This is a genomic window from Novosphingobium sp. (assembly GCF_030699305.1).
Lineage (GTDB): Bacteria > Pseudomonadota > Alphaproteobacteria > Sphingomonadales > Sphingomonadaceae > Novosphingobium.
Map to the genome: position 1 here is coordinate 1 of NZ_JAUYNB010000013.1, position 20,937 is coordinate 20,937.

Genomic DNA, 20,937 nt, shown 5'->3' on the forward strand with positions numbered 1-20,937 from the left:
GTGCCGATCCGGCGGTGGGGGTGGTAATCCGGCCCTAATAAATTCCAACCGTTCGTGTCGAGCCATGTCGAGACACGCCCGCGCCCCGTGTCTCGACTTCGCTCGACACGAACGGTTGGAATTTGTTAGGGCCGGATTACCACCCCGACCGCCGGATCGGCACTGCCATCCGCTGCCGCAGCAAACGCAGTCACCGCCGCGTCCAGACCGGCGCGTTCATCCACCCGCACGGCATCGCTGGCATAGCTCAGGAACTGTTTCCAGCTGGCCGCGACTTCGGCGCCGAACGCCTTGGGGCCAATCTGCTGGATCATCGCCACCGCGTGATCCGGCGCGAAGAACAGCGTGGGCGCTGGCCCCGGCAGCGGCGCACCGGCCTGCCCGAAGCCCGCGCCAACATGCGTTGCCCCGACCGTGCAGGAATATTTGAGCGCATCGCCCAGCGTTTCATGGACGCTGCGCAGGACGGCTGTATTGCCCGCGAAATCGACCGAAACGCTGGCCACCGGCGGCAGGGTTCCGATCGCGTCATAGGCCAGCACCGCGTCAAAGAACCCGCTCGCCAGCACAAACCCGACGTTGCCCGCCGAGGTCAGCCCGATCCGCCGGACCTGCGGGGACCGTTCGCGCGCCACGCTGGCCAGTGCCATCGCGGTCTTGGATGAGGCGCTGGTCACCACCATGGCTTCGGCCCCGAACCAGTTGGCGCGGCGGAACATCCCTTCGATCAGGAACCCGGTCTTGAACAGCGGCCCAAAGATCATCCGTTCCGCTTCGCGCGCGGGATCGTGTTCGGGATCGGCGGCAAGACGCGAATACTGGTTGTAGATCGGGCTCATCGGCTGGCGATGCGCCGCGCCATCGCTGAACCCGCCCGTCGTGACGCCGACCGGCTGCACATCCAGATGCGTGCCCATCGGCAGATAGCCATAGACCCGCTCACCCACGGCAATGTCGGGATGGTTCGATGCCTCGACCACGGCGTGCCCCCACATCGGCACCACGCCCCATTCGCCCTCGCCCGGAAAGAAGTTCCAGTATCCGAAGGCGTCACCGACCACGGCATACGTCACATTGTTGGCGGTGACCGAAAAGCTCTCGATCCGCAGCCGGACCGCGCCCTCGGCCAGCGGCGGCAAGGTTTGTTCGACAACCCGCGTTCTGGTGATCTGACCCCGGACAACCTGGACGGTCTGGCTCATTGTACTCTCCCAAAACGCAAATGGGCGCCCCGATCCGGAGCGCCCATTGAAACAAGCGGTTACCGTGCCCTAAACCCGCATCGGCATCAGCACGTAAAGTGCCGGGCTTTTCTCATCCTGCCGGATCAGCGTCGGCGCACCGGCGTCGGCGAGGTGGAGTTCCACCGTATCGCCCTCGATCTGGCCGAGGATGTCCTTGAGGTAGTTGGCGTTGAAGCCGATCTCAAACCCGGTTGAACGATAGTCTGCCGGAAGCTCTTCCGCCGCTGTGCCGTTGTCGGGCGAGGTGACCGACAGCGTCACCCGGTCGGTTTCCAGCGCCATCTTGACCGCGCGGGTCTTTTCCGTGGCGATTGTCGCCACGCGGTCCACGCCCTGATAGAAGCTCTTGGGATCAAGCCGCAGCAGCTTGTCGTTCCCGGTCGGGATCACGCGGGTGTAATCGGGGAACGTGCCGTCGATCAGCTTGCTGGTCAGCACCACGCCGTGTTCGCCGCCCAGCGTGAAGCGGATCTTGCTGGCCGACAGGTCCACCAGCACGTTGGTATCCAGCGCTTCTTCGAGCAGCTTGCGCAGTTCGGCGACGCATTTGCGCGGCACGATCACATCCGGCATGCCTTCTGCGCCGTCCGGGCGGGGAATCGTATAGCGCGCCAGCCGGTGACCGTCGGTTGCCGCCGCCTTCAGTTCCTCGTCCGAGACGTGGATGAAGATGCCGTTGAGGTAATACCGCGTTTCTTCGGTGCTGATCGCGAACCGGGTGCGGTCGATCAATTGCGCCAGCGTGGTGGCGGACAATTCAAAGCTGGTCGGCAGATCGCCCTCGACGATCATCGGGAAGTCATCGCGCGGCAGGGTCGGCAGCGAGAAGCGGCTGCGCCCGGCCTTCACCGTCATGCGGTTGTCGGCGGTTTCCAGGCTGACCTGGCTGCCATCGGGCAGTTTGCGGGCGATGTCGAACAACAGGTGGGCGGACACGGTGATCGCGCCAGCGCCTTCGACCGAAACCGCGTTCATGGTTTCGACCACTTGAAGGTCAAGGTCGGTCGCCATCACCCGCACCGTTCCGTCAGCCGCAGCCTCGATCAGCACGTTGGACAGGATCGGGATGGTATTGCGGCGCTCAACCACGGACTGCACGTGCGACAGGCACTTCAGCAGCGTTGCGCGTTCGATGGTGGCCTTCATGGTCTGCTCGTGTCCCCCTGGGGCGTGTGTGGCGGATTCGCGGGCGGAATCGCCAATTACGCGGACAATAATCGCACTATCTTCCTTACCGCAAGCCGTCCGGGCGGCAAGGCTGGAGCGCTTCCGGCCCTGCGAATCTGGGGATAAATGCGGGGGCTAATGGCCCCCGGCGGCGGGAACCGGCGCGTTCAGCTGCTTCTCCAGCTGAAACACCCGCGACGTCAGCGGCAGATACCCGCCGACCACGGGCCAGATTGCCTCGTCCACCTGCTCGACTTTGACCCCACTTTTGGCCAGCGCTTCCAGCAGCCGCTCGACTTGTTCATCGGTCAGGTCGGTGATGTCCGGGTTGCCCCGCCCCGGCCCCAGATCGAAGGTCTGATCGAGCAGGGCGGGACGCAGTCCGGCAGTGGTGATCCGGCGCACAAACCCGGCACGGATGGCCGATAGCCGGGCATAATCGTAGTAGGCTTCCTGCTGCGCTGCCGGAACCTTCAACTGCTTCATGCACTGCGCCGCGGCAACATCGATGCTGGCAGTCTGCTGCTCCAGTTCATTTTCCTTGCGGTTGTCGTCCAGAATCAGAACGGACAGCCGGTGCGCCAGATCCGGACTGACGGCCTTGGCAGGACAATCAAGCTGCTGGCGGGTCAGCGCCTGCGCGGGTGTGGCGACTGACAGCACGGCGGTGGCAACGAAGGCAGCGGAAATCAGGCGCATTTCGAACATTCTCCGGATTGACAGGACCAGCCTAGCATCAGCGCTTGCCTTCCGGGTTGCACAATTACGACAGCATCGCCATTCCGCCATTCACGTGCAGCGTCTGCCCGGTCATGTACCCGGCTTCACGGCTGGCAAGATAGGCGACCGCCGCGCCGATATCCTCGCCCTCACCCATCCGGCCCATCGGGATCCGGGCGTTGAGCGCGTCTTTCTGGGCATCGGGCAGCACTTGGGTCATCGCGGTGCGGATGAAGCCGGGGGCCACGCAGTTCACGGTCACGTTGCGGCTGGCCAGTTCCTGCCCGAGCGATTTCGACATCCCGACCAGGCCCGCCTTGGCGGCGGCATAGTTGATCTGCCCCGGATTGCCGGTTGCCCCGACCACGCTGGTGATCGTGATGATCCGCCCGAACCGGGCCTTCATCATCGGCTTGGTCGCGGCGCGCATCAGGCGGAAGGCGGCTTCAAGATTGATCTTGATGACCTGGTCCCACTCCTCGTCCTTCATCCGCATCGTCAGGTTGTCACGCGTGATCCCGGCGTTGTTCACCAGAATGTCGATCTTGCCGAGCGTGTCGACCGTGGCGGGCACGAGGTGTTCGACCTGTTCGGTGTTCGACAGATCGCACGTGATCTCGACATGGTCGTGACCATACGTATCGTTCAGCTCCTCGCGGAACGCGCGCAGCTTGGCCGGATTGGTGCCCGACAGCGCCAGCCGCGCACCCTGCCGTGCGAGCGCATGACTGATCGCAGAGCCAATCCCCCCAGCCGCGCCGGTCACAAGGGCGGTCATTCCGGTAAGGTCGAACATACGGTTTTCCATTGAACTGAACTCCAGAAATTTGGTTCGCGCAGAGGCCGCAGAGAACGCGGATACTATGCGCCGGGACGATAGTCATTGACCAGACGGCGAATGCCCTCCTTCATCGTCAGGCCAGAAAAATTCAGAAGCAGCCCAACCGGCTGCTTCATCAAACGCAAATAGGTAAGCAACTGCTTGGCATGCACCTTGGTAAGCTGTTCTACCGCTTTGATTTCGAGGATCAGCGTCCCCTCAATCAGCAGATCAACGCGAAAAGCCCCCTCGATTTGCAGTCCGTCATATTCAATGTTCACGGCAACTTGCCGCTTAACCTGATAACCCCGCCGCGCCAGCGTAGCTGCCAACACAGCCTCGTAGACACTTTCAAGCAAGCCAGGACCAAGTTCCCGGTGAATCCGGATTGCCTCTGCCACGACGTTCGAAGTCACATCATTGATATCCTGCAAGCAAACCCTCTCTGCGCTCTCTGCGGGCTCTGCGCGAACCCAATTACAACCCCGCCAGCAAAGCCTCGATATCCGCCATGCCGATCACGCTGGTTACCTGGACATCGCTGACACAGCGCCCGATCATCGGACCGAGCACCTTGCCGCCGAATTCGACGAACTGATCCACCCCGGCCGCCTGCATCGCGATCACGCTTTCGCGCCAGCGCACCCGGCCGCAGACTTGTTCGACCAGCAGGCGCTGGACCTCAGCCGGGTCGCTCACCACGGCCGCGGTAACATTGGCGAACAGCGGCACGCGCAGCGCCGAGGGCGGCGTCAGGCCCAGTGCTTGCGCCATGGCATCGGCGGCTGGCTGCATCAGCGGGCAATGGAACGGGGCCGACACCGGCAGCGCCACGCCGCGCTTGATCCCGTGTTCCTTGACCAGCGCAATCGCGCGCTCGATCGCGCCGGTGTGGCCCGACAGCACGACCTGCCCCGGATCGTTGTCGTTGGCGACGGTGCAAACCTCGCCTTCAGCAGCGGCATCGGCCAGCGCCTGCGCCTTGTCGATATCCGCTCCGAGCAGTGCGCACATCGCGCCCACGCCCACCGGCACGGCGGCCTGCATCGCCTGCCCGCGCAGTTTCAGCAGGCGGGCGGTGTCGGCCAGCGTAAACGCGCCCGCCGCACAGAGCGCGGTGTATTCGCCGAGGCTGTGGCCCGCGACGAAATCGCACTTGTCGGCCAGCGAAATGCCGCCTTCCTGTTCCAGCACCCGCAGCACGGCGATCGCGCTCGCCATGATCGCGGGCTGGGCATTTTCGGTGAGCAGCAGCGCATCGTCCGGCCCGTCGCGCATGATCGCGAACAGTTTCTGGCCGAGCGCATCGTCCACTTCCTCAAACACCGCGCGGGCGGCGGCGCTGGCAGCGGCCAGTTCCACGCCCATGCCAACCTTCTGGCTGCCCTGCCCCGGAAACACGAATGCGCGCATATATTTTACTCCAAACCCAAGATTGGAAACCCAAGATTGGCCGGGCGATTATTGCGCCGCGCCGCGCCCGGCAAGCCCGAACGGCACGATTCTGTTGGCAACGTCATGCCCGATATCGGCTTCCCCCAGAAACGGGATGGCATGGCGCGCGCACCAGTGGCGGGCGATTTCGTCTGCCGTGGCGCCAAACGGACGGTCGTTTTCCGGCACCTCGCTGATCCGGCCCAGCCGCAGTCCGGCGATCCCGCCAAGGTGGGCAGTCAGGTGAAAGAACAGGCGGTCGACCGCGTAAAGATACTCGCTGACTTCCTCGACCATTACCACGTGCCCGGCCAGCCCCGGCATCAGCGGAGTCCCGCACAGCATCGCCAGCGTCATCAGGTTGAAGGCCGCCGCCGGGTGTTCGTCCAGCGCAGGCTCCAGCCCCGCGCGGTCCCCCGCCAGATAGCCCAGCGTGCGCCGCACCGCGTCCTCCCCGCCCGCGCGGCGGATATCGCCGGGCATCGGCGCATGGACCGGCTGGCCGATCCGCGCCCGGTAGAGGCCGCCCAGCAGCGTTCCGGCATCGGAATAGCCCAGAAACAGCTTGTCCTGCGCGCCGTGTTTGAACTGCGCCAGCGCATCTTGCGCCACCCGCACCGCGCCATAGCCGCCGCGCGCGAACCACACCGCATCGAAGCCGGGGTCGTTGGCGCATTCCACCAGCGCGGCGCAGCGCAGATCGTCCGGTCCGGCGAAATGGCCATCCACCGCGAAACATTGCGGGTGAAAGTGCAGCTCCACGCCGGGAAACTCAGCCGCCAGCGCCAGCACGCGGGCGGCGTCTTCCTCGGCAAAGGGCGTGGACGGGGCGCAGATGGCAACGCGGATCATGGCTTGAGCCTACCCCGCCAGACCACAGCGCGAAAGCGGCGATCCCGCTTTTCCACCGCACAAAGGCGGCAGTCGGCAGTGAACATGGTTGAGTTGTCGGGATTTGGTGCCTAGCGACAGGCGACATGACTGACCTCACCGCTCATCCCTGGTTCTTCTGCGGCATCGGCGGATCGGGCATGCTCCCGCTGGCGCTAATCCTGAAAGGTCAGGGCGCGGTCATTGCCGGGTCAGACCGCAGCCGCGATCAGGGCCGCACGCCGGAAAAGTTCGCCTGGCTGGAAAGCCTGGGCTTTACGCTGTTTCCACAGGATGGCAGCGGGATCACTTCGGCCAATCAGGTGCTGGTTGCATCCGCCGCGGTGGAGGACACTGTGCCGGAAATGGTCCGCGCCCGCGAGCTGGGCTGCGCGCGGATGAGCCGCGCCGAATTGCTCTCGCGTCTGTTCAACGCTGCGCCCGTCCGGATCGCAATTGGCGGCACCAGCGGCAAAAGCACGGTCACCGGGATGGCGGGCTGGATCATGGTGCAGGCCGGGCGCGATCCCACGATCATGAACGGCGCGGTGATGAAGAACTTCGTCGCCGACGATGCGCCCTTCGCCTCGGCGCGCGTTGGCGCAGGCGAAGTCTTCGTATCCGAAGTCGATGAAAGCGACGGGTCGATCGCGCTCTACAATCCGACGGTCGCGGTGCTGGGCAACGTCAGCCTCGATCACAAGAGCCTGGAGGAACTGCGCGGCCTGTTCGGCGACTTCCTGTCGCGCGCCGATGTCGCCGCGATCAATCTGGACGACGGCGAAACCGCCGCGCTCGCCCCGCGCGCGAGGCAGTTAGTGACGTTCGCCATCGCCAGCCCTGACGCGATGATCGGCGTGGAGCCGGGTTCCGTAAGCGAGGGGCCGACCGGCCTGACCGCCACCGTGCTGGACCGCCGCGATGGCAGCGCGCACGAACTGGCGCTGAAAGTTCCGGGGCGGCACAACCTGTTCAACGCCCTCGCCGCGATTGCTGCGTGCAACGCCGCCGGGGTGCCGGTTGGCGCTGCCGTCACCGCGCTTGGTTCGTTTGACGGGCTGGCGCGCCGGTTCGATATCGTCGGCACGAGCGCGCGGGGCGTGACCGTGATCGACGATTTTGGCCACAACCCCGACAAGGTCGCCGCCACGCTCGCCACGCTGAAAGCCCATCCCGGCCGGGTCATCGCGTTCTTCCAGCCGCACGGTTACGGCCCGTTGCGGCAGATGGGGCATGAACTGGCCGAAACCTTTGCCCGCCTGCTGGGGCCGGATGACCTGACCATCCTGTGCGATCCGGTCTATTTCGGCGGCTCGGTGGATCGCAGCGAAGGGAGCGAGCGGATCGTCCGCCTGATCCGCGACGCGGGCGGACAGGCCGAATACATCCCGGTGCGCCAGGATTGCGCCGCGCGGATGGCCGAACTGGCATCGCCCGGCGACCGGATCGTGGTGATGGGCGCGCGTGACGATACGCTGACGGTGTTCGCGAAGGACTTGCTTGCCCGCCTGGACTGAACGGAAGCGGGGCGCTTAGTGCCCCTTGCCCAGCAGCTTCTGGCCGGAATGCAGCCCCAGCGCCGCCACCACGCCCAGCACCAGCCCGGCGACGGCAGAGGCCACGGCATAAGTCAGCCAGCCCAGCACCGCCCCCGCATCTGGCCCAGCCCCGGCAATGGCCTGCACCACCGCACTCTGGATCGCATGCGCGATGTCGGACGGTCCATGCACACCCATTTCGTGCAGCCCGTGCAGGACGATCCCGCCGCCGACCCACAGCATCGCCCCGGTGCCGATCACCGACAAGGCCGTCAGCACTTTCGGCATCGCCAGCAGCAGCCCGCGCCCGACCTTCTGCGCGATCGCCGATGATTTTTCAGCCAGATGCAGCCCGATATCATCCATCTTCACGATCAGCGCCACCGCGCCATAGACAACGGCGGTGATGACAACGCCGACCAGCGCCAGCACCAGCCCGCGCTCCACCACCGGGGTATCAGCGATTTCTGCCAGCGCGATGGCCATGATTTCAGCCGAGAGAATAAGGTCGGTCCGCACCGCCCCTGCCACACGTTCTTGCTCGAACGCGACGGGGTCGGCAATCGGGTCTTCCAGCGTGGCGCCGTGCTTTTCGCCGCCCAGCCTTTCCATGATCTTTTCCGCGCCTTCATAGCACAGGAACAACCCGCCCAGCATCAGCAGCGGGGTGATGACCACGGGCAGGAATTCGCTGAGCAGCAGCGCACCCGGCAGCAGGAACAGCAGCTTGTTCTTCAGGCTGCCCTTGGCGATCTTCCAGATGATCGGCAGTTCGCGGTCGGGCGTGAATTCGGTGACGTAAGTCGGCGTGACCGCCGCGTCATCGATCACCACGCCCGCCGCCTTGGTCCCGGCCTTGGCTGCTGCCACGCCGACATCGTCGATCGAGGCCGCCGCCGCTTTCGCGATCAGGGAAATATCATCGAGCAGCGCAATCAGGCCGGTGGACATGAAACAGGACTTTCCCTTGAAACCAGCCGCCTGCTTATCGGCGCAAAGCGGTCCAGTTCAAGGGTCAGTTCCAGCCTGTCCCCGCCCTTGGTTCAGGGCTCAGCGCAGAATCTTCTCGAGCATCACCAGATGCGGATCGCCCTCGACGCCGTGGGGGACAAAGCCCTTTTCGCGTTCCAGGTCGATCGCGGCGTGGTTTTCGCGGTCCTCGATCGAGATCACCCGGCGCAGGCCGCGATGGCGGGCCGCTTCGGCCAGCACGTCCAGCAGCGCCCAGCCCACCCCCTTGCCGCGCCAGTTGCCGCAGACCGAAATCGCGATTTCCCCGGTATCGAGCGGGTTGTCACAGGCCAGCATCGCATGACCCACGACCAGTCCGGTCGCTTCGTCGAACGCGATGAAGCTCTCCGTGCGGAAGTGATCGACTTCGACCAGCGGCGCGAGGATCTTGTGGTCAAGGTGCTTGTGCGCCGACAGGAACCGGAACCGGCGGTCATCGTCGCTTACCCGGTCGAAGAACTCTTCCAGCAGCGGTTCGTCCGCAGGCGTCACGGGACGGACCGCCAGCGTGGCACCCGACCGGGTCTTCAGTTCGGTGATTTGCGGTGTGGCAGCAACTTGATCGGCCGACATGGCTTGTCTCCTTGGATTATGCCCGCCTTGTTAGCAGGTGCAGCATGGCTGTCGTTGACCTTGCGCAAAATGCAACTGCAATCCGCAGCGCAGCCGAAATCACCCGGACGCGGGCGTTCCTGCTTGCATTTGCGCCAGATCCGGCTAAGCGCCCCTCTTCCCGAAGCACTTTGGGAAATTCAAGAAAGCCGGAGGGGCCCCGCAATGGTGCGGAACGCCAGCGATCGGTTACCGAGATAAAGGAAGCTGCCGTGGCTCTATATGAGCACGTGTTCCTGGCCCGCCAGGATCTCAGCCAGGCGCAAGTTGATGCGCTGGCTGCCACCGCGACGGAAATCGTTGAGGCCAATGCCGGTAAGGTCACCAAGACCGAAACCTGGGGCCTCAAGAACCTCGCCTACAAAATTCAGCGCAACCGCAAGGCGCACTTCGTGCTGCTGAACATCGAAGCGCCCGCCGGCGTTGTGGCCGAACTGGAACGCCAGACCGCGATCAACGAAGACGTGATCCGTTTCATGACCGTCCGCGTTGAGGAACATGAAGCCGGCCCGTCGGTGCAGATGCGCAAGAACGATCGTGAGCGCACCCGTCGCCGTGATCGTGAGGAGTTTTAATCATGGCCCGCGCATTTTTCCGCCGCCGCAAGAGCTGCCCGTTCTCGGGCAAGAACGCTCCCAAGATCGACTACAAGGATACGCGCCTGCTTCAGAACTATATGTCTGAACGCGGCAAGATCGTCCCCTCGCGCATCACCGCCGTTTCGGCGAAGAAGCAGCGCGAACTGGGTCAGGCGATCAAGCGTGCCCGTCACCTGGGGCTGCTGCCCTACCTCGTGAAGTAAGGAGGGCACGTCCCATGGAAATCATCCTCCTCGAACGCGTCGAAAAGCTCGGCTCGATTGGCGATGTCGTCACCGTCAAGGACGGTTACGCGCGCAACTTCCTGCTGCCGAACAAGAAGGCGCTGCGCGCCAACGCAGCCAACCGCAAGGTGTTCGAAGCCAACCGCTCGAAGATCGAAGCTGACAACGCGGCCCGCCGCGGCGAAGCCGAAGTCCACGCAACGGACGTCGAAGGCCGTTCGGTCATCCTGATCCGCGCCTCGTCGAACTCCGGCCAGCTCTATGGTTCGGTTTCGGTGCGTGACATCGTTGATGCACTGAACGCCGATGGCGCGAACCTGCAGAAGGCGATGATCGTGCTGGAACGCCCGATCAAGACGATCGGCGTGTCCACCGTGCGCATCCAGCTGCACCCTGAAGTTGCTGTGACCGTCAAGGTCAACGTCGCCCGCTCGCCGGACGAAGCTGAACAGCAGGCCCAGGGCGTCGACGTGATCGCCGCGATGTTCGACGAAGACGTCGCCGCTGCTGCCGACACCGATTTCGAAGCCGGCAACGGCGAAGACATCGAAGTCGAAGCACCGGCTGCTGAGGACAGCGAAGAAGCGTAAGCTTCGCGCATCCCGGCTGCAAACTACCGGAAAGGGGCGCTTCGGCGCCCCTTTCTTCGTTTGGGGTGGACGAAAAGTCATTCTCCCACACTACCGTCACCCCGGACTTGAAGGGTCTGCTGACCACTTTCATGCGCCGAGTTGAAACTTTCTGACAACCACCTTATAAGCCCGCGATGGAAAAGACAGAAAACATCATCGCGGAATTGGTCCGCGTTTACGACGCCGCCGTCACCACGCTTCGCGCAGACATTGCCGCTTTTGCGAGCGACGGCACCCTTCCCCCCGCCAGCCGCCGCGCCGACCGTGAATGGTGCTATCCGGAAATCCGGATCAACTATGCGGGCGAGGAAACCCGGCCCGATCTGGCCCGTGCGTTCGGTCGGCTGGCCCATTCGGGCACATTCTCCAGCACTGTCACCCGTCCGGCGCTGTTCACCGATTACCTGACCGAGCAGCTCGCGCTGCTGCAGGATGATTATGCGATCGAGATCGAAGTCGGCCGGTCAGCCCAGGAAATCCCGTTCCCCTATGTGATCGACGCCAGCTCCGCGCTTGGCGCGCTGCAGCCCGGCGATCTGGCGCGGTATTTCCCGACCACCGAACTCGCCGCCATCGGTGATGAACTGGCCGATGGCATCGCGGTCGACGGGATGGAGGACATTCATCCGCTGGCGCTGTTCGATGGCCTGCGCACCGATTTCAGCCTGGCACGGCTGGCGCACTATACCGGCACCGCGACCGAGGACTTCCAGCGCTTCATCCTGTTCACCAACTATCACCGCTATGTCGATGAATTTGTTGACTGGGCGGCGCAGCAGCTCGGCAAGGATGGCTATACCCTGCTGTCTGGTGCGGGCGGCCTGCTGATCGACGAGCCGACTGACCATGCCCGTGCTCGGCTGTCCGATACGGCCTGGCGCCGCCACCAGATGCCGGCCTATCACCTCGTCCGTCCGGACCGGACCGGGATCACGCTGGTCAACATCGGGGTCGGCCCGTCCAACGCCAAGACGATCTGCGACCATCTGGCCGTCCTGCGCCCCGAAGCCTGGCTGATGATCGGCCACTGCGGCGGCCTGCGCGATACGCAGCGGATCGGGGACTATGTCCTGGCCCATGCCTACTTGCGCGACGATCACGTGCTCGATCCGGTGCTGCCGCCCGAAATCCCGATCCCGGCGATTGCCGAAGTGCAGATCGCGCTGGCCCGCGCGGCTGAAATGGTCAGCGGCGATATTGGCGCGAACCTGAAAAAGCGGATGCGCACCGGCACGGTCGCCACCACCGACGATCGCAACTGGGAGCTGCGTTACACCCAGTCCGCCCACCGCCTGAGCCTGAGCCGCGCCATCGGAATCGACATGGAAAGCGCCACCATCGCCGCGCAAGGCTATCGCTTCCGGGTGCCCTACGGCACACTGCTGTGCGTATCGGACAAGCCGCTGCACGGTGAGATCAAGCTACCCGGACAGGCCAACCGCTTTTACGAGGAAGCGATTGCCGCCCACCTCCAGATCGGCACCACCGCCTGCGATCTGTTGCGCGCCGAAGGCGCCCGGCTCCATTCCCGCAAACTACGCGCATTCGACGAGCCGCCGTTCCGGTAAGCTCTCCCCAACCTCCTACCTCCGTTCGTGTCGAGCCGCTGGGGAAAATGAGGCCAGGCTTAAACCGCCAGCCAGTCGCGGATCGTGCGGCCCAGTTCCGGCCTGGTTACGCAGCTCATATGGGTGCCGGGGATCACCGCATGGACCGCTTGCGGCAGCGCGGCGACCAGCTTTTCGGGCGAGCCGTTATCCCGGTCCTCGTCCCCGCAAACCACCAGCGTCGGCATGGTGATCGCCGCCAGCGCCGCCGGATCGGTATCGGTCATCGTGCCGAGCAGCAGCCGCGCGGCGACCCGGTCAACCTTCATGCTCTTCATGAATTGCACGGCAAAGTAGGCCGGATCGCCTTGCCGAATGCTGTCGAACCGGTCGATCGCGTCGATGAAGAACGCCTGCCGTCCGGTCCACCCGGCCAGCCCTTCCAGCCCCATGCCGCTCAGCACCAGCCGTCTGGGGGCAAGACCGCCGATCACCGCGCGGACGCAGGTGCGTGAACCGAGCGAGAACCCGCCAAGATCATAGCCGACCAGCCCCAACGCCGCCACCAGCGCCGCGAGGTCCTGCGCCAGCACGTCGTCCGGATAAGCCGCCGGATCGTGCGGCTTGCCGCTGGCCCCGTGCGCGCGCAGATCGGGCATGATCACCTCGAACCCGGACTCGGCCAGCGTGGCGGCATGGCCCCACTTGATCCAGTTCATGTCCGCGCTGGAAAACAGCCCGTGCAGCAGCACCAGCGGCCGGCCCGTGCCGACGCGGTGAACCGCCAGCGGCGTGCCATCAAACGAGGAGATCAGCTCCGGCGCGTTTCCCATATTCAGGTCCCTTCAGGCACAGCCGACTTTGCGAACGGCAGCGCCATGATCGCCCCCAGCGCGGCCAGCGCCATGTCTTTCTGGCTATCGAACATATCGCCCTGCTCACCGTTGTAGGCGCCTGCGTCGGCGGGAGCGAGGGTCAGCGTCAGGGTCCATTCAAAGATTTCGTACAGGCTGCCAATCGCCAGCACGATCAGCACCGCGCCCACTTTCGCCGCCCGCGCTGCCAATCCCCAATAGCGCGAGCCGATCTCAACCAGCGGAACGATGGCCAGCAGACCGAACAGCAAATGGACCAGGCGGTCGAACATGTTCCGTTCAAACCCGAACGCCGCATCGAAACCCCCGCCGAACCATGCATCGTAAGGCACGAAACTGTAGGACCAGCGGGCTGCCAGCAGGTGCAGCAGCACGAACGCCGTCAGGCAGCCAGCAGTGCGGTTGCTGAGCGGCCAGCGCCGCAAGCCAATGACCGCTAGCGGCAAAAGCAGCGCGACCGGCCCCACCTGCAGCCAGGTGTTCGCCGGATAGAGCGCGCCGATGATGCTGAGCGGTATGCCCAGCGCGACCGCACCCAGCATCCAGCGCTGTGCAGCCGGGATGGGCATTTGCCGCTCAGCCCTTCTTCAGGTGCCGCCGCCCGAGCAGTTCGGCGATCTGCACCGCGTTGAGCGCCGCGCCCTTGCGCAAGTTGTCGGACACGCACCACAGCGACAGGCCGCTTTCGACCGTCGGGTCTTCGCGCACGCGGCTGACGAACGTCGCGCCGTCACCCACGCATTCAACCGGGGTGACGTATCCGCCGTCCTCGCGCTTGTCGATCAGCATCACGCCGGGGGCTTCGCGCAGGATGTTCTGGGCTTCCTCGGCCGAAATCTCGTCCTCGAATTCCAGGTTGATCGATTCCGAATGGCCGACGAACACCGGCACGCGCACGCACGTGGCGGTTACCTTGATCTTCGGATCGAGGATCTTCTTGGTTTCGACCACCATCTTCCATTCTTCCTTGGTCGAACCATCATCCAGGAAGCTGTCGATGTGCGGGATCACGTTGAAGGCGATCTGCTTGGTGAATTTCTTGGGTTCAGCGGAATCGCCAACGAAGATGTTGCGGCTCTGCTCGAACAGCTCATCCATGCCCTCCTTGCCCGCGCCGGACACCGACTGATAGGTGCTGACCACCACGCGCTTGATCCGCGCCGCATCGTGCAGCGGCTTCAGCGCGACGACCATCTGCGCGGTCGAGCAGTTGGGGTTTGCGATGATCATCCTGGCCTTGTAGCCATCGATCGCTTCCGGGTTCACTTCGGGGACGACCAGCGGCACGTCCGGGTCCATCCGGAAATAGCTGGAATTGTCGATCACCACGCAGCCAGCCGCAGCAGCGCGCGGTCCATGTTCCCTGGCCACGGCGGACCCGGCGGAAAACAGCGCGATGTCCCAGCCGGTGAAATCGAAATGTTCGATGTTCTTCACCTTGAGCATCCGGCCGGTTTCGCCGTATTCGACCTCGCTCCCGGTCGAGCGCGCGCTGGCCACAGCCGCAACTTCGTCCACCGGAAACTCGCGCTCTGACAGCACGTGCAGCATTTCACGCCCGACATTGCCGGTCGCGCCGACCACTACCACCCGGTAACCCATAACCTGTGTACTCCAATCCTGTGTGCCTGCCCCTAGCCCCTCACTCGGGCGGCGTCACCCCGTTGCGCCGCAGGAACGCAAAGATCGATTCCCACAAGTGCGTGCCAACCTTCGGCCCGCCGACGCGATGGGTGTAGCCGGGATAGAGCATCATCTCGAACGGCACCGCCTCGGCCTGCAACTTCGCGATCAGCGCAGAGGAATGTTCGAACACCACGTTGTCATCCGCCATGCCATGGATCAGCAGTAGCGGATCGCTGATCTTCGCGGTGTCGGCCATCGCGTTGGCTGTCACATAGGCCTGCGGCACTTCACGCGGATCGCCCATGTAGCGTTCGGTGTAGTGGGTGTCATACAGCTCCCACCTGGTCACCGGCGCGCCGGAAATGCCCGCTGCATAGACGCCCGGATTGGCCTGGAGCATTTTCAGCGTCATGTAGCCGCCATAGGACCAGCCATAAGTCGCGATCTTGGCCGGATCGACGAAGGGCAGCGTTTTGAGGAACTGCGCGCCCACCAGCTGGTCCGCCACCTCGACACCGCCCATCGCCCGCCAGATCGGCTTGGAGAACGCCACCCCGCGATTGTCGCTGCCACGGTTGTCGATCTGGAACCAGACATAGCCCTGATCGACAATCGCCTGCGCCAGCGGATTGATCCAGCCGCGCGTCACCTGCTGGTTCGACGGGCCGCCATAGTGATCGAAGAACACCGGATAGCGCTTGCCCGGCACCATGTCGGGCTTCAGCATCCGCCAGTGCAGCGGCGTGCCATCCGCCGCCGGGACCGTGCCGAATTCCGGCAGCTTGTGACTGGCGAGGTGCGGCGCATAGGGGTGCGCGGCGTTGAGCCGGTTTTCCTCCACCCACGCGATCCGCTTGCCGCTGGTGTCGGCCAGATAGACTTGTGGCGGCTGGCTGGGGGACTGGCGGGTGATCAGCAGCGATTGGCCGTCCTTGTCCATCGTCGCGCTGTGAACCCAGCCCGACTCGCCCAGCGGCTTCACATTGCGCGGGCTGGCCAGATCGAGCGCATAGACCTGCTGCGCCAGCACATCGTCCTTCGTGCCGGTAAAATAGACCTTGCCGCGCGCTTCATCGACCCCGGCCAGCGCGGTCACCATCCACGCGCCCTTGGTCAGCTGGCGCCACTTGCCGCCCTTGAAGTGATAGAGGTGCCCGAACCCGTCCCGCTCTGACCACCAGATCAGGCTGCCGTCCTTGAGAAAGCGATAGTCGTTCGACAGGCTGACCCAGCTGCGCTCCGCCGCGTTTTCCGTGAACAGCACCCGCGCCTTGCCGGTGGCCGGATCGACCGCCAGCATATCCAGCCGGGTCTGGTCGCGGTTCTGGCGCTGGACATAAAGCGTCTTGCCGTCCGCCGCCCAGTTCACGCGGGCAAGGTAGATGTCCTTGTCCGGCCCCAGATCGACCTCGACCCGCCCGCTGCCATCGGGCTGCATGACATGGAGCGACACCACCGCATTGTCGGTCCCCGCCAGCGGATAGCGCTGATCATAGGTCCTGGTGCCTTCCGCCCCGATCGCGGCGCGGGTGATCACCGCCACGCCGCTCTCGTCAAAGCGCTGGACGGCAATGCGGCTGTCGTCAGGCGCCCACCAGTAACCGGTGTGGCGGGCCATCTCCTCTTGCGCGACGAACTCCGCTTCGCCCCAATGCACCGCCTCAGCGCCCTCCTGCGGGGTCACGGGCGCGGCCTCGGCCCCGACCTTGCCGGTCCACAGCCGCCGGTCGCGCACGAACGATACGTGGTGCCCCAGCGGGCTGAGCGCTGGGTTAAGCTCGCCCTCGGTGGTATCAGTCAGCCGCGTGGCGGTGCCGTCCAGCCTGGCCAGGAACAAGTCTCCGTCCAGCGGCACCAGGATCGACTGGCTGTCCGCCGACCAGGTGTAGCTGACGATGCCTTTCAGATCGCCGATCCGCAGCCGTTCGCGCTGCATCTTTTCCGCTTCGGACAAGTCCCTGCCCGACCCCAGCTTGCGGCTGTCGACCAGCATCGTCCACTGCTTCGTCGTCCGGTCAAACCCCCACAGGTCGTACTGCTCGCGGTCATCCGGGCGGCCGCGCAGCAGCGTCAGGAAGCGGCCATCGGGCGAGAGCTTCACCTCGCGCGGGACCGGGCCGTTCAGGCTGGGACTGCCATAAACGCGGGCGAACGTCAGGTCAGCGGCCGCAGCAGCAGCAGGCGCGGCGGGGGCAGCGCTCATGGCCGCGTCCTCCGCCAAACCGGGTGCCGACGCGGCGAGGATGGTGGCAGCAAGCAGGTGTCGAAGCATTCGCATGGCAAGGCATTGGTCCTGATAAGCAAAAAGGCGCCCTGGCTGGGCCAGGACGCCTTCTTAAGCTGGTTCCGCAGTGCGGCGCCAGAGGGCTTGTTATCAGCCCTCGGTGCGCACGTCGCGGCGCTCGGCGATGCGGGCGCGCTTACCGGTACGACCACGCAGGTAGTACAGCTTGGCACGACGCACGACGCCGCGGCGAACCACGGTGATCGATTCGATGTTCGGCGAATAGATCGGGAATACGCGTTCCACGCCTTCGCCAAAGCTCATCTTGCGAACGGTGAAGTTCGAGCTGAAGCCCTTGTTCGCACGCGCGATGCAGACGCCTTCATAGGCCTGAACACGGGTACGTTCGCCTTCAACCACGCGCACGCCAACGCGCACGGTGTCACCGGGGCGGAAAACCGGAATATCCTTGGCAGCCTTGGCAATTTCCTCGGCTTCGATCTGCTGAATCAGGTTCATTGACCCTGGTCCTCATTTTTTCGCCGCGCGCCAGAGGCAGACTGGACCCGAACGTCCGAATGACGTTCCCAAAGATCCGGCCTGCGTAACCGAGTGTGATCCTCTGCCTGGTGTTTCCGCCAGGCAGCGATCTTCGCATGATCCCCCGATCGCAGCACTTCGGGGATCGTGCGCCCTTCCCATTCCTGGGGTCGGGTATAGTGGGGATATTCGAGCAAGCCGTTTTCAAACGACTCCTCGGTCCCACTGGAAGCCGCGCCCATTACGCCGGGCAGCAGGCGAATGCAAGCGTCGAGCAGCATCAGCGCCGCCGGCTCCCCGCCGGACAGCACGATATCGCCGACAGAGACTTCCTCGATCGCGCGGCCCTCGAAAATCCGCTCGTCAAATCCCTCGAACCGGCCGCACAGCACGATCACGCCGGGGCCGCCTGCCAGTTCGCGCACCCGCGCCTGCGTGAGCGGCTTTCCGCGCGGGGTCATCGCGATCACCGGGCAGCCGGGATGGGCCGCCAGCGCATGATCCACCGCCGCTGCCAGCACGTCCACCCGCAGCACCATCCCCGCCCCGCCGCCAGCCGGCGTGTCATCGACGGTGCGGTGCTTGTCGATCGCGAAATCGCGGATCTGCACGGTATCGAGCGCCCACTTCCCCTCGCCCAACGCCCGTCCTGCGAGCGAGACGCCCAGCAGGCCGGGAAACATTTCCGGATAGAGCGTGAGCACGGTGGCAGAGAAAGTCATACGGTCCAGTTTTCTAGCTTAAGGCCCGGCACATCGGCAAAGTCGGCTTCGTTGTTGGTCACCAGTACCAGGCCCAGCGCCAGAGCGTGGGCAGCGATCAGCCGGTCGAAGCTGTGGCGGCGGAACGCGAGTTCGGCATAACGCCGCGCGGCATCTTTGCTGAAATCGAGCACGGTGATGGCCCCGAACAGCCGTTCGGTGTTGGCAACCGCCTCGGCGCGGGCCGGATCGACCCCGCGCATCACTTCGGCATAGCAGATCGCCGACGTCGCCACTTCACCCGGTTCAAGCGTTTCGACCCGGTCACGCGCTTCGGGTGACAGGCCTTCCAGTAAATAGATGCAGATGTTCGTATCGAGCAGATAGCGCGGCTCAACCATGGCCAAGCCGCTTTCCTTCCCAGTCAGGTTCGCGCGTCTCAATCAGCCGGTCTTCCGGAGCGAGTGGTTTCAGGCCGGGACAGGAGCCGTAGATTCCAGTCAGATCGATCCGCTTGCCGGACTGCGCCTTGGCGCGGATTATCAATTCGCCATCGACTTCGCTGACGGTCCATTCCCGGTCCGGTTCGATACCCAGGGCAGCCGGCAGACGGATGGCGACCGAGTTCCCGGATTTGAAACTTTTGGCGATGTATTCCTTGCCCATGGACGACCTCCGTATATACATCGTGTATATACATTTCAGGAGCAACCGTCAAATGAAGCGCCTGCCTGCCCTGACACTGGCCGCCCTGCCCTTGCTGTTCGCCGCGCCGCTCGCCAGTGCCGAGGAAATCGGCGAGTGCCGGTTTGACCGCGATACGCTGACTTTTGCGGGAACCCCGGTGGAACAGGCCACGTGCCTGCTGCGCAAGGTCGAGCTGATGGGGGCCAAGCGGGATCAACCGCTGCCACCGGTGATCAAGGCCCTGCTCGAAAGTCCCACGGCGCCAACCGAAGCGATGAAGCTGGCCGCGCTGGCGCAGTTTCCCGAACCTTACCGGGAATATGCAACCAAATATGCCAATGCCCCTGTCTCGCAGACCGAAGCGGGGGTGCCGCTGCTCTACTACGTGATCCACGATACCAGCACGCCGTTTTATGCGAACGAACCGTTCCCGAAGGACATCCACAACGACTGGAAGGTGAACGACTTCATCCCCTACATGGACGGAACCTTCGCCAGACAGCCGGTTGCGCATATCTTCCTCAACCGGGTCGGGCAGATCTGGGCGGGGCATGAATTCATCGAGCCATGGCGCGCGACGAAGCTGGAAAGCCGCGTGGTCGGCCCGACGGCGCGCGGGCGGTTCGTGCATATCGAAACGGTCCAGCCGCGCCGGTTCCTGCCGGGCGCGACCAGCCGGGGGCAGACCGAGGGGCCGCAGCCGGGGTTCTCGGCCGAGCAATACCGGATGCTGGCCGCGCTCTATGTCTATGTCAGCGCGCGGGCCGGACGCTGGCTGATTCCGGGGTTCCACGCCACGGTGGACGGCGGAATTCCCGAAGCGCATGACGATCCGCAGAACTTTGAGCTGGACCGGTTTGGCGCGGCGGTGGCGGCGCTGGTCAGTCCACCAGTCAGTCCAGTTGGGCGTAAGCAGCCGTAATCACCAGCCGGTCGGCATTCCATTCCGGCACGGCATCCAGGCTCATCGGGACCATGAAGCGTTTGCCTTCGGGCGTGCGGATTTCGAGCACGTCGCCTGCACCGAAATTGTCGATGGCGATGCATTCACCCAGGTCCGCCCCGTCGGTCGAAACGGCCGGCAGGCCGAGCAGATCGGCGTGGTAGTACTCGCCGTCCGCCAGCGGCGGCAGCGTTGAGCGCGGCACGGTCAGCGCCGTGCCGCGCAGCCGTTCGGCGGCGGTGCGGTCCGCCACTTCGGCAAAGCGGGCAATCGCCCCGCCCTTGCCGTCATCGCGCAGGCTGGTCAGCGTCAGGCTGGAATCGTTGAAGGCGCGGTAGCGCTTGAGCGCTGCCACGCCTTCACCAAACAGCTTCAGCCGAACATCGCCCGTCACGCCATGCGCGCCGGAAACAGCCGCAAGGGTGACGGGGCGGTCCGTAGCCAAGGCTTAGCCTGCGGCCTGTTCTTCAGCCGGGGCAGCTTCTTCAGCAGCCGGAGCTTCTTCAACCGCCGGAGCGGCGGCAGGAGCGGCGGCGGCAGCAGCAGCGGCTTCAGCTGCTTCACGGGCAGCTTCTTCAGCGGCAGCGGCCTTGGACGCCTTGTCTTCAGCGCGTTCCTTGGCCTTCTTGCCCGGTTCAGCCTTGTTGGGGTTTTCGGTCGCGGCGCGTTCCTTGATCCCGGCCTTGTCGAGCATGCGGGCAACGCGATCGGTCGGCTGGGCGCCAACGCCGATCCAGTAACGGACGCGGTCTTCGATCAGGCGGACGCGGTTTTCATCGTCCTTGGCCAGCAGCGGGTTATAGGTGCCGACCTGTTCCAGATACTTGCCGTCGCGCGGGGCACGGCTGTTGGAAACGACCACCTTGTAATACGGACGCTTCTTGGAACCGCCGCGCGAAAGACGCATGGAAACAGACATTTGA

At 64.5% G+C, this 20,937-nt stretch carries 25 protein-coding genes; 6 read left to right on the plus strand and 19 right to left on the minus strand.

Features of this window, described 5'->3' with window-relative positions:
• Nucleotides 1-125 precede the first annotated feature (125 nt).
• The 7 genes from Q8Q53_RS06110 to Q8Q53_RS06140 all read right to left on the minus strand — a co-directional run bounded on the left by Q8Q53_RS06110 (nt 126) and on the right by Q8Q53_RS06140 (nt 6,237).
• Nucleotides 126-1,202 (minus strand): DUF2855 family protein, encoded by a 1,077-nt coding sequence (locus Q8Q53_RS06110; RefSeq protein ID WP_305700880.1) that lies wholly within the window; start codon nt 1,200-1,202, stop codon nt 126-128.
• Nucleotides 1,203-1,271: 69 nt separating this feature from the next.
• Complete coding sequence (gene dnaN / locus Q8Q53_RS06115; RefSeq protein ID WP_305700881.1) at nt 1,272-2,390, minus strand: DNA polymerase III subunit beta; 1,119 nt, start codon at nt 2,388-2,390, stop codon at nt 1,272-1,274.
• 156 nt (nt 2,391-2,546) lie between these two features.
• A complete protein-coding gene (locus Q8Q53_RS06120) occupies nt 2,547-3,119 on the minus strand; it encodes a hypothetical protein (protein ID WP_305700882.1) in 573 nt (190 codons plus the stop codon).
• A gap of 55 nt (nt 3,120-3,174) precedes the next feature.
• A complete protein-coding gene (gene fabG, locus Q8Q53_RS06125) occupies nt 3,175-3,927 on the minus strand; it encodes a 3-oxoacyl-[acyl-carrier-protein] reductase (RefSeq protein ID WP_305700883.1) in 753 nt (250 codons plus the stop codon).
• 65 nt (nt 3,928-3,992) lie between these two features.
• Nucleotides 3,993-4,385 carry a GxxExxY protein gene (locus tag Q8Q53_RS06130; protein ID WP_305700884.1) on the minus strand — a complete coding sequence of 131 codons (393 nt, stop codon included), beginning with the start codon at nt 4,383-4,385 and terminating at the stop codon, nt 3,993-3,995.
• 43 nt (nt 4,386-4,428) lie between these two features.
• Entirely contained in the window at nt 4,429-5,364 is a 936-nt protein-coding gene (fabD, locus tag Q8Q53_RS06135; RefSeq protein ID WP_305700885.1) for an ACP S-malonyltransferase, read from the minus strand.
• 48 nt (nt 5,365-5,412) lie between these two features.
• Entirely contained in the window at nt 5,413-6,237 is an 825-nt protein-coding gene (locus tag Q8Q53_RS06140) for an LD-carboxypeptidase (RefSeq protein ID WP_305700886.1), read from the minus strand.
• A 125-nt stretch (nt 6,238-6,362) separates the two neighbouring features.
• Between Q8Q53_RS06140 and Q8Q53_RS06145 the strand changes: the two genes are divergently transcribed.
• Nucleotides 6,363-7,772, plus strand: a complete 1,410-nt coding sequence (locus Q8Q53_RS06145) for a glutamate ligase domain-containing protein (RefSeq protein WP_305700887.1) — start codon at nt 6,363-6,365, stop codon at nt 7,770-7,772.
• Nucleotides 7,773-7,787: 15 nt separating this feature from the next.
• On the opposite strand, the gene Q8Q53_RS06150 is transcribed toward Q8Q53_RS06145, so the two are convergent.
• Nucleotides 7,788-8,744 carry a DUF808 domain-containing protein gene (locus Q8Q53_RS06150; RefSeq protein ID WP_305700888.1) on the minus strand — a complete coding sequence of 319 codons (957 nt, stop codon included), beginning with the start codon at nt 8,742-8,744 and terminating at the stop codon, nt 7,788-7,790.
• A gap of 99 nt (nt 8,745-8,843) precedes the next feature.
• Nucleotides 8,844-9,377 carry a GNAT family N-acetyltransferase gene (locus tag Q8Q53_RS06155; protein ID WP_305700889.1) on the minus strand — a complete coding sequence of 178 codons (534 nt, stop codon included), beginning with the start codon at nt 9,375-9,377 and terminating at the stop codon, nt 8,844-8,846.
• Nucleotides 9,378-9,628: 251 nt separating this feature from the next.
• Here Q8Q53_RS06155 and rpsF point away from each other — a divergent pair, with 251 nt between their 5' ends.
• From rpsF to Q8Q53_RS06175, 4 genes are all read left to right on the plus strand, one after another.
• Nucleotides 9,629-9,991 carry a 30S ribosomal protein S6 gene (rpsF, locus tag Q8Q53_RS06160; protein ID WP_305701147.1) on the plus strand — a complete coding sequence of 121 codons (363 nt, stop codon included), beginning with the start codon at nt 9,629-9,631 and terminating at the stop codon, nt 9,989-9,991.
• Between the two features lie 2 nt (nt 9,992-9,993).
• Complete coding sequence (rpsR, locus tag Q8Q53_RS06165; RefSeq protein WP_088309634.1) at nt 9,994-10,218, plus strand: 30S ribosomal protein S18; 225 nt, start codon at nt 9,994-9,996, stop codon at nt 10,216-10,218.
• A gap of 14 nt (nt 10,219-10,232) precedes the next feature.
• Entirely contained in the window at nt 10,233-10,829 is a 597-nt protein-coding gene (gene rplI, locus Q8Q53_RS06170) for a 50S ribosomal protein L9 (protein ID WP_305700890.1), read from the plus strand.
• 176 nt (nt 10,830-11,005) lie between these two features.
• Nucleotides 11,006-12,439 (plus strand): AMP nucleosidase, encoded by a 1,434-nt coding sequence (locus tag Q8Q53_RS06175; protein WP_305700891.1) that lies wholly within the window; start codon nt 11,006-11,008, stop codon nt 12,437-12,439.
• Nucleotides 12,440-12,498: 59 nt separating this feature from the next.
• Here Q8Q53_RS06175 and Q8Q53_RS06180 read toward each other — a convergent pair whose 3' ends face one another.
• The 8 genes from Q8Q53_RS06180 to Q8Q53_RS06215 form a co-directional block, all read right to left on the minus strand.
• The gene (locus Q8Q53_RS06180) at nt 12,499-13,251 is read right to left on the minus strand and encodes an alpha/beta fold hydrolase (RefSeq protein WP_305700892.1); all 753 of its coding nucleotides are present in this window, start codon (nt 13,249-13,251) and stop codon (nt 12,499-12,501) included.
• Between the two features lie 2 nt (nt 13,252-13,253).
• On the minus strand, nt 13,254-13,862 hold the full coding sequence (locus Q8Q53_RS06185; RefSeq protein WP_305700893.1) for a DUF2238 domain-containing protein: 609 nt from the start codon (nt 13,860-13,862) through the stop codon (nt 13,254-13,256).
• Nucleotides 13,863-13,869: 7 nt separating this feature from the next.
• Complete coding sequence (locus Q8Q53_RS06190; RefSeq protein WP_305700894.1) at nt 13,870-14,895, minus strand: aspartate-semialdehyde dehydrogenase; 1,026 nt, start codon at nt 14,893-14,895, stop codon at nt 13,870-13,872.
• A gap of 40 nt (nt 14,896-14,935) precedes the next feature.
• Nucleotides 14,936-17,122 (minus strand): S9 family peptidase, encoded by a 2,187-nt coding sequence (locus tag Q8Q53_RS06195; protein WP_305700895.1) that lies wholly within the window; start codon nt 17,120-17,122, stop codon nt 14,936-14,938.
• Nucleotides 17,123-17,293: 171 nt separating this feature from the next.
• Nucleotides 17,294-17,662 carry a 50S ribosomal protein L19 gene (rplS, locus tag Q8Q53_RS06200; RefSeq protein WP_305700896.1) on the minus strand — a complete coding sequence of 123 codons (369 nt, stop codon included), beginning with the start codon at nt 17,660-17,662 and terminating at the stop codon, nt 17,294-17,296.
• Entirely contained in the window at nt 17,659-18,405 is a 747-nt protein-coding gene (gene trmD / locus Q8Q53_RS06205; protein WP_305700897.1) for a tRNA (guanosine(37)-N1)-methyltransferase TrmD, read from the minus strand. The genes rplS and trmD overlap by 4 nt, the downstream gene beginning before the upstream one ends.
• Nucleotides 18,402-18,785, minus strand: coding sequence for a type II toxin-antitoxin system VapC family toxin (locus Q8Q53_RS06210; protein ID WP_305701148.1), 384 nt, complete (start codon nt 18,783-18,785; stop codon nt 18,402-18,404). The genes trmD and Q8Q53_RS06210 overlap by 4 nt, the downstream gene beginning before the upstream one ends.
• Nucleotides 18,778-19,050, minus strand: coding sequence for a hypothetical protein (locus Q8Q53_RS06215; protein WP_305700898.1), 273 nt, complete (start codon nt 19,048-19,050; stop codon nt 18,778-18,780). The genes Q8Q53_RS06210 and Q8Q53_RS06215 overlap by 8 nt, the downstream gene beginning before the upstream one ends.
• 52 nt (nt 19,051-19,102) lie before the next feature.
• Here Q8Q53_RS06215 and Q8Q53_RS06220 point away from each other — a divergent pair, with 52 nt between their 5' ends.
• Entirely contained in the window at nt 19,103-19,993 is an 891-nt protein-coding gene (locus Q8Q53_RS06220) for a hypothetical protein (protein ID WP_305700899.1), read from the plus strand.
• On the opposite strand, the gene rimM is transcribed toward Q8Q53_RS06220, so the two are convergent.
• Together rimM and rpsP are read right to left on the minus strand one after the other, a co-directional pair.
• A complete protein-coding gene (rimM, locus tag Q8Q53_RS06225) occupies nt 19,965-20,459 on the minus strand; it encodes a ribosome maturation factor RimM (RefSeq protein WP_305700900.1) in 495 nt (164 codons plus the stop codon). The genes Q8Q53_RS06220 and rimM overlap by 29 nt on opposite strands.
• Nucleotides 20,460-20,462: 3 nt before the next feature.
• Nucleotides 20,463-20,933: a 30S ribosomal protein S16 gene (rpsP, locus tag Q8Q53_RS06230; protein WP_305700901.1), complete on the minus strand. Its 471-nt coding sequence runs from the start codon at nt 20,931-20,933 to the stop codon at nt 20,463-20,465.
• Between the last annotated feature and the right edge of the window lie 4 nt (nt 20,934-20,937).

Excerpts from the sequence above, each read along its gene's own strand:
- Q8Q53_RS06185 (WP_305700893.1), bottom strand. The coding sequence starts at position 13,862 with ATGCCCATCCCGGCTGCACAGCGCTGGATGCTGGGTGCGGTCGCGCTG.
- Q8Q53_RS06215 (WP_305700898.1), bottom strand. The coding sequence starts at position 19,050 with ATGGGCAAGGAATACATCGCCAAAAGTTTCAAATCCGGGAACTCGGTC.
- Q8Q53_RS06120 (WP_305700882.1), bottom strand. The coding sequence starts at position 3,119 with ATGTTCGAAATGCGCCTGATTTCCGCTGCCTTCGTTGCCACCGCCGTG.
- rplI (WP_305700890.1), top strand. The coding sequence starts at position 10,233 with ATGGAAATCATCCTCCTCGAACGCGTCGAAAAGCTCGGCTCGATTGGC.
- Q8Q53_RS06175 (WP_305700891.1), top strand. The coding sequence starts at position 11,006 with ATGGAAAAGACAGAAAACATCATCGCGGAATTGGTCCGCGTTTACGAC.
- rpsR (WP_088309634.1), top strand. The coding sequence starts at position 9,994 with ATGGCCCGCGCATTTTTCCGCCGCCGCAAGAGCTGCCCGTTCTCGGGC.
- Q8Q53_RS06190 (WP_305700894.1), bottom strand. The coding sequence starts at position 14,895 with ATGGGTTACCGGGTGGTAGTGGTCGGCGCGACCGGCAATGTCGGGCGT.
- dnaN (WP_305700881.1), bottom strand. The coding sequence starts at position 2,390 with ATGAAGGCCACCATCGAACGCGCAACGCTGCTGAAGTGCCTGTCGCAC.
- fabD (WP_305700885.1), bottom strand. The coding sequence starts at position 5,364 with ATGCGCGCATTCGTGTTTCCGGGGCAGGGCAGCCAGAAGGTTGGCATG.
- Q8Q53_RS06195 (WP_305700895.1), bottom strand. The coding sequence starts at position 17,122 with ATGAGCGCTGCCCCCGCCGCGCCTGCTGCTGCTGCGGCCGCTGACCTG.
- Q8Q53_RS06140 (WP_305700886.1), bottom strand. The coding sequence starts at position 6,237 with ATGATCCGCGTTGCCATCTGCGCCCCGTCCACGCCCTTTGCCGAGGAA.
- Q8Q53_RS06180 (WP_305700892.1), bottom strand. The coding sequence starts at position 13,251 with ATGGGAAACGCGCCGGAGCTGATCTCCTCGTTTGATGGCACGCCGCTG.
- Q8Q53_RS06210 (WP_305701148.1), bottom strand. The coding sequence starts at position 18,785 with ATGGTTGAGCCGCGCTATCTGCTCGATACGAACATCTGCATCTATTTA.
- fabG (WP_305700883.1), bottom strand. The coding sequence starts at position 3,927 with ATGTTCGACCTTACCGGAATGACCGCCCTTGTGACCGGCGCGGCTGGG.
- Q8Q53_RS06145 (WP_305700887.1), top strand. The coding sequence starts at position 6,363 with ATGACTGACCTCACCGCTCATCCCTGGTTCTTCTGCGGCATCGGCGGA.
- Q8Q53_RS06155 (WP_305700889.1), bottom strand. The coding sequence starts at position 9,377 with ATGTCGGCCGATCAAGTTGCTGCCACACCGCAAATCACCGAACTGAAG.
- rplS (WP_305700896.1), bottom strand. The coding sequence starts at position 17,662 with ATGAACCTGATTCAGCAGATCGAAGCCGAGGAAATTGCCAAGGCTGCC.
- Q8Q53_RS06150 (WP_305700888.1), bottom strand. The coding sequence starts at position 8,744 with ATGTCCACCGGCCTGATTGCGCTGCTCGATGATATTTCCCTGATCGCG.
- Q8Q53_RS06110 (WP_305700880.1), bottom strand. The coding sequence starts at position 1,202 with ATGAGCCAGACCGTCCAGGTTGTCCGGGGTCAGATCACCAGAACGCGG.
- trmD (WP_305700897.1), bottom strand. The coding sequence starts at position 18,405 with ATGACTTTCTCTGCCACCGTGCTCACGCTCTATCCGGAAATGTTTCCC.
- rpsP (WP_305700901.1), bottom strand. The coding sequence starts at position 20,933 with ATGTCTGTTTCCATGCGTCTTTCGCGCGGCGGTTCCAAGAAGCGTCCG.
- Q8Q53_RS06220 (WP_305700899.1), top strand. The coding sequence starts at position 19,103 with ATGAAGCGCCTGCCTGCCCTGACACTGGCCGCCCTGCCCTTGCTGTTC.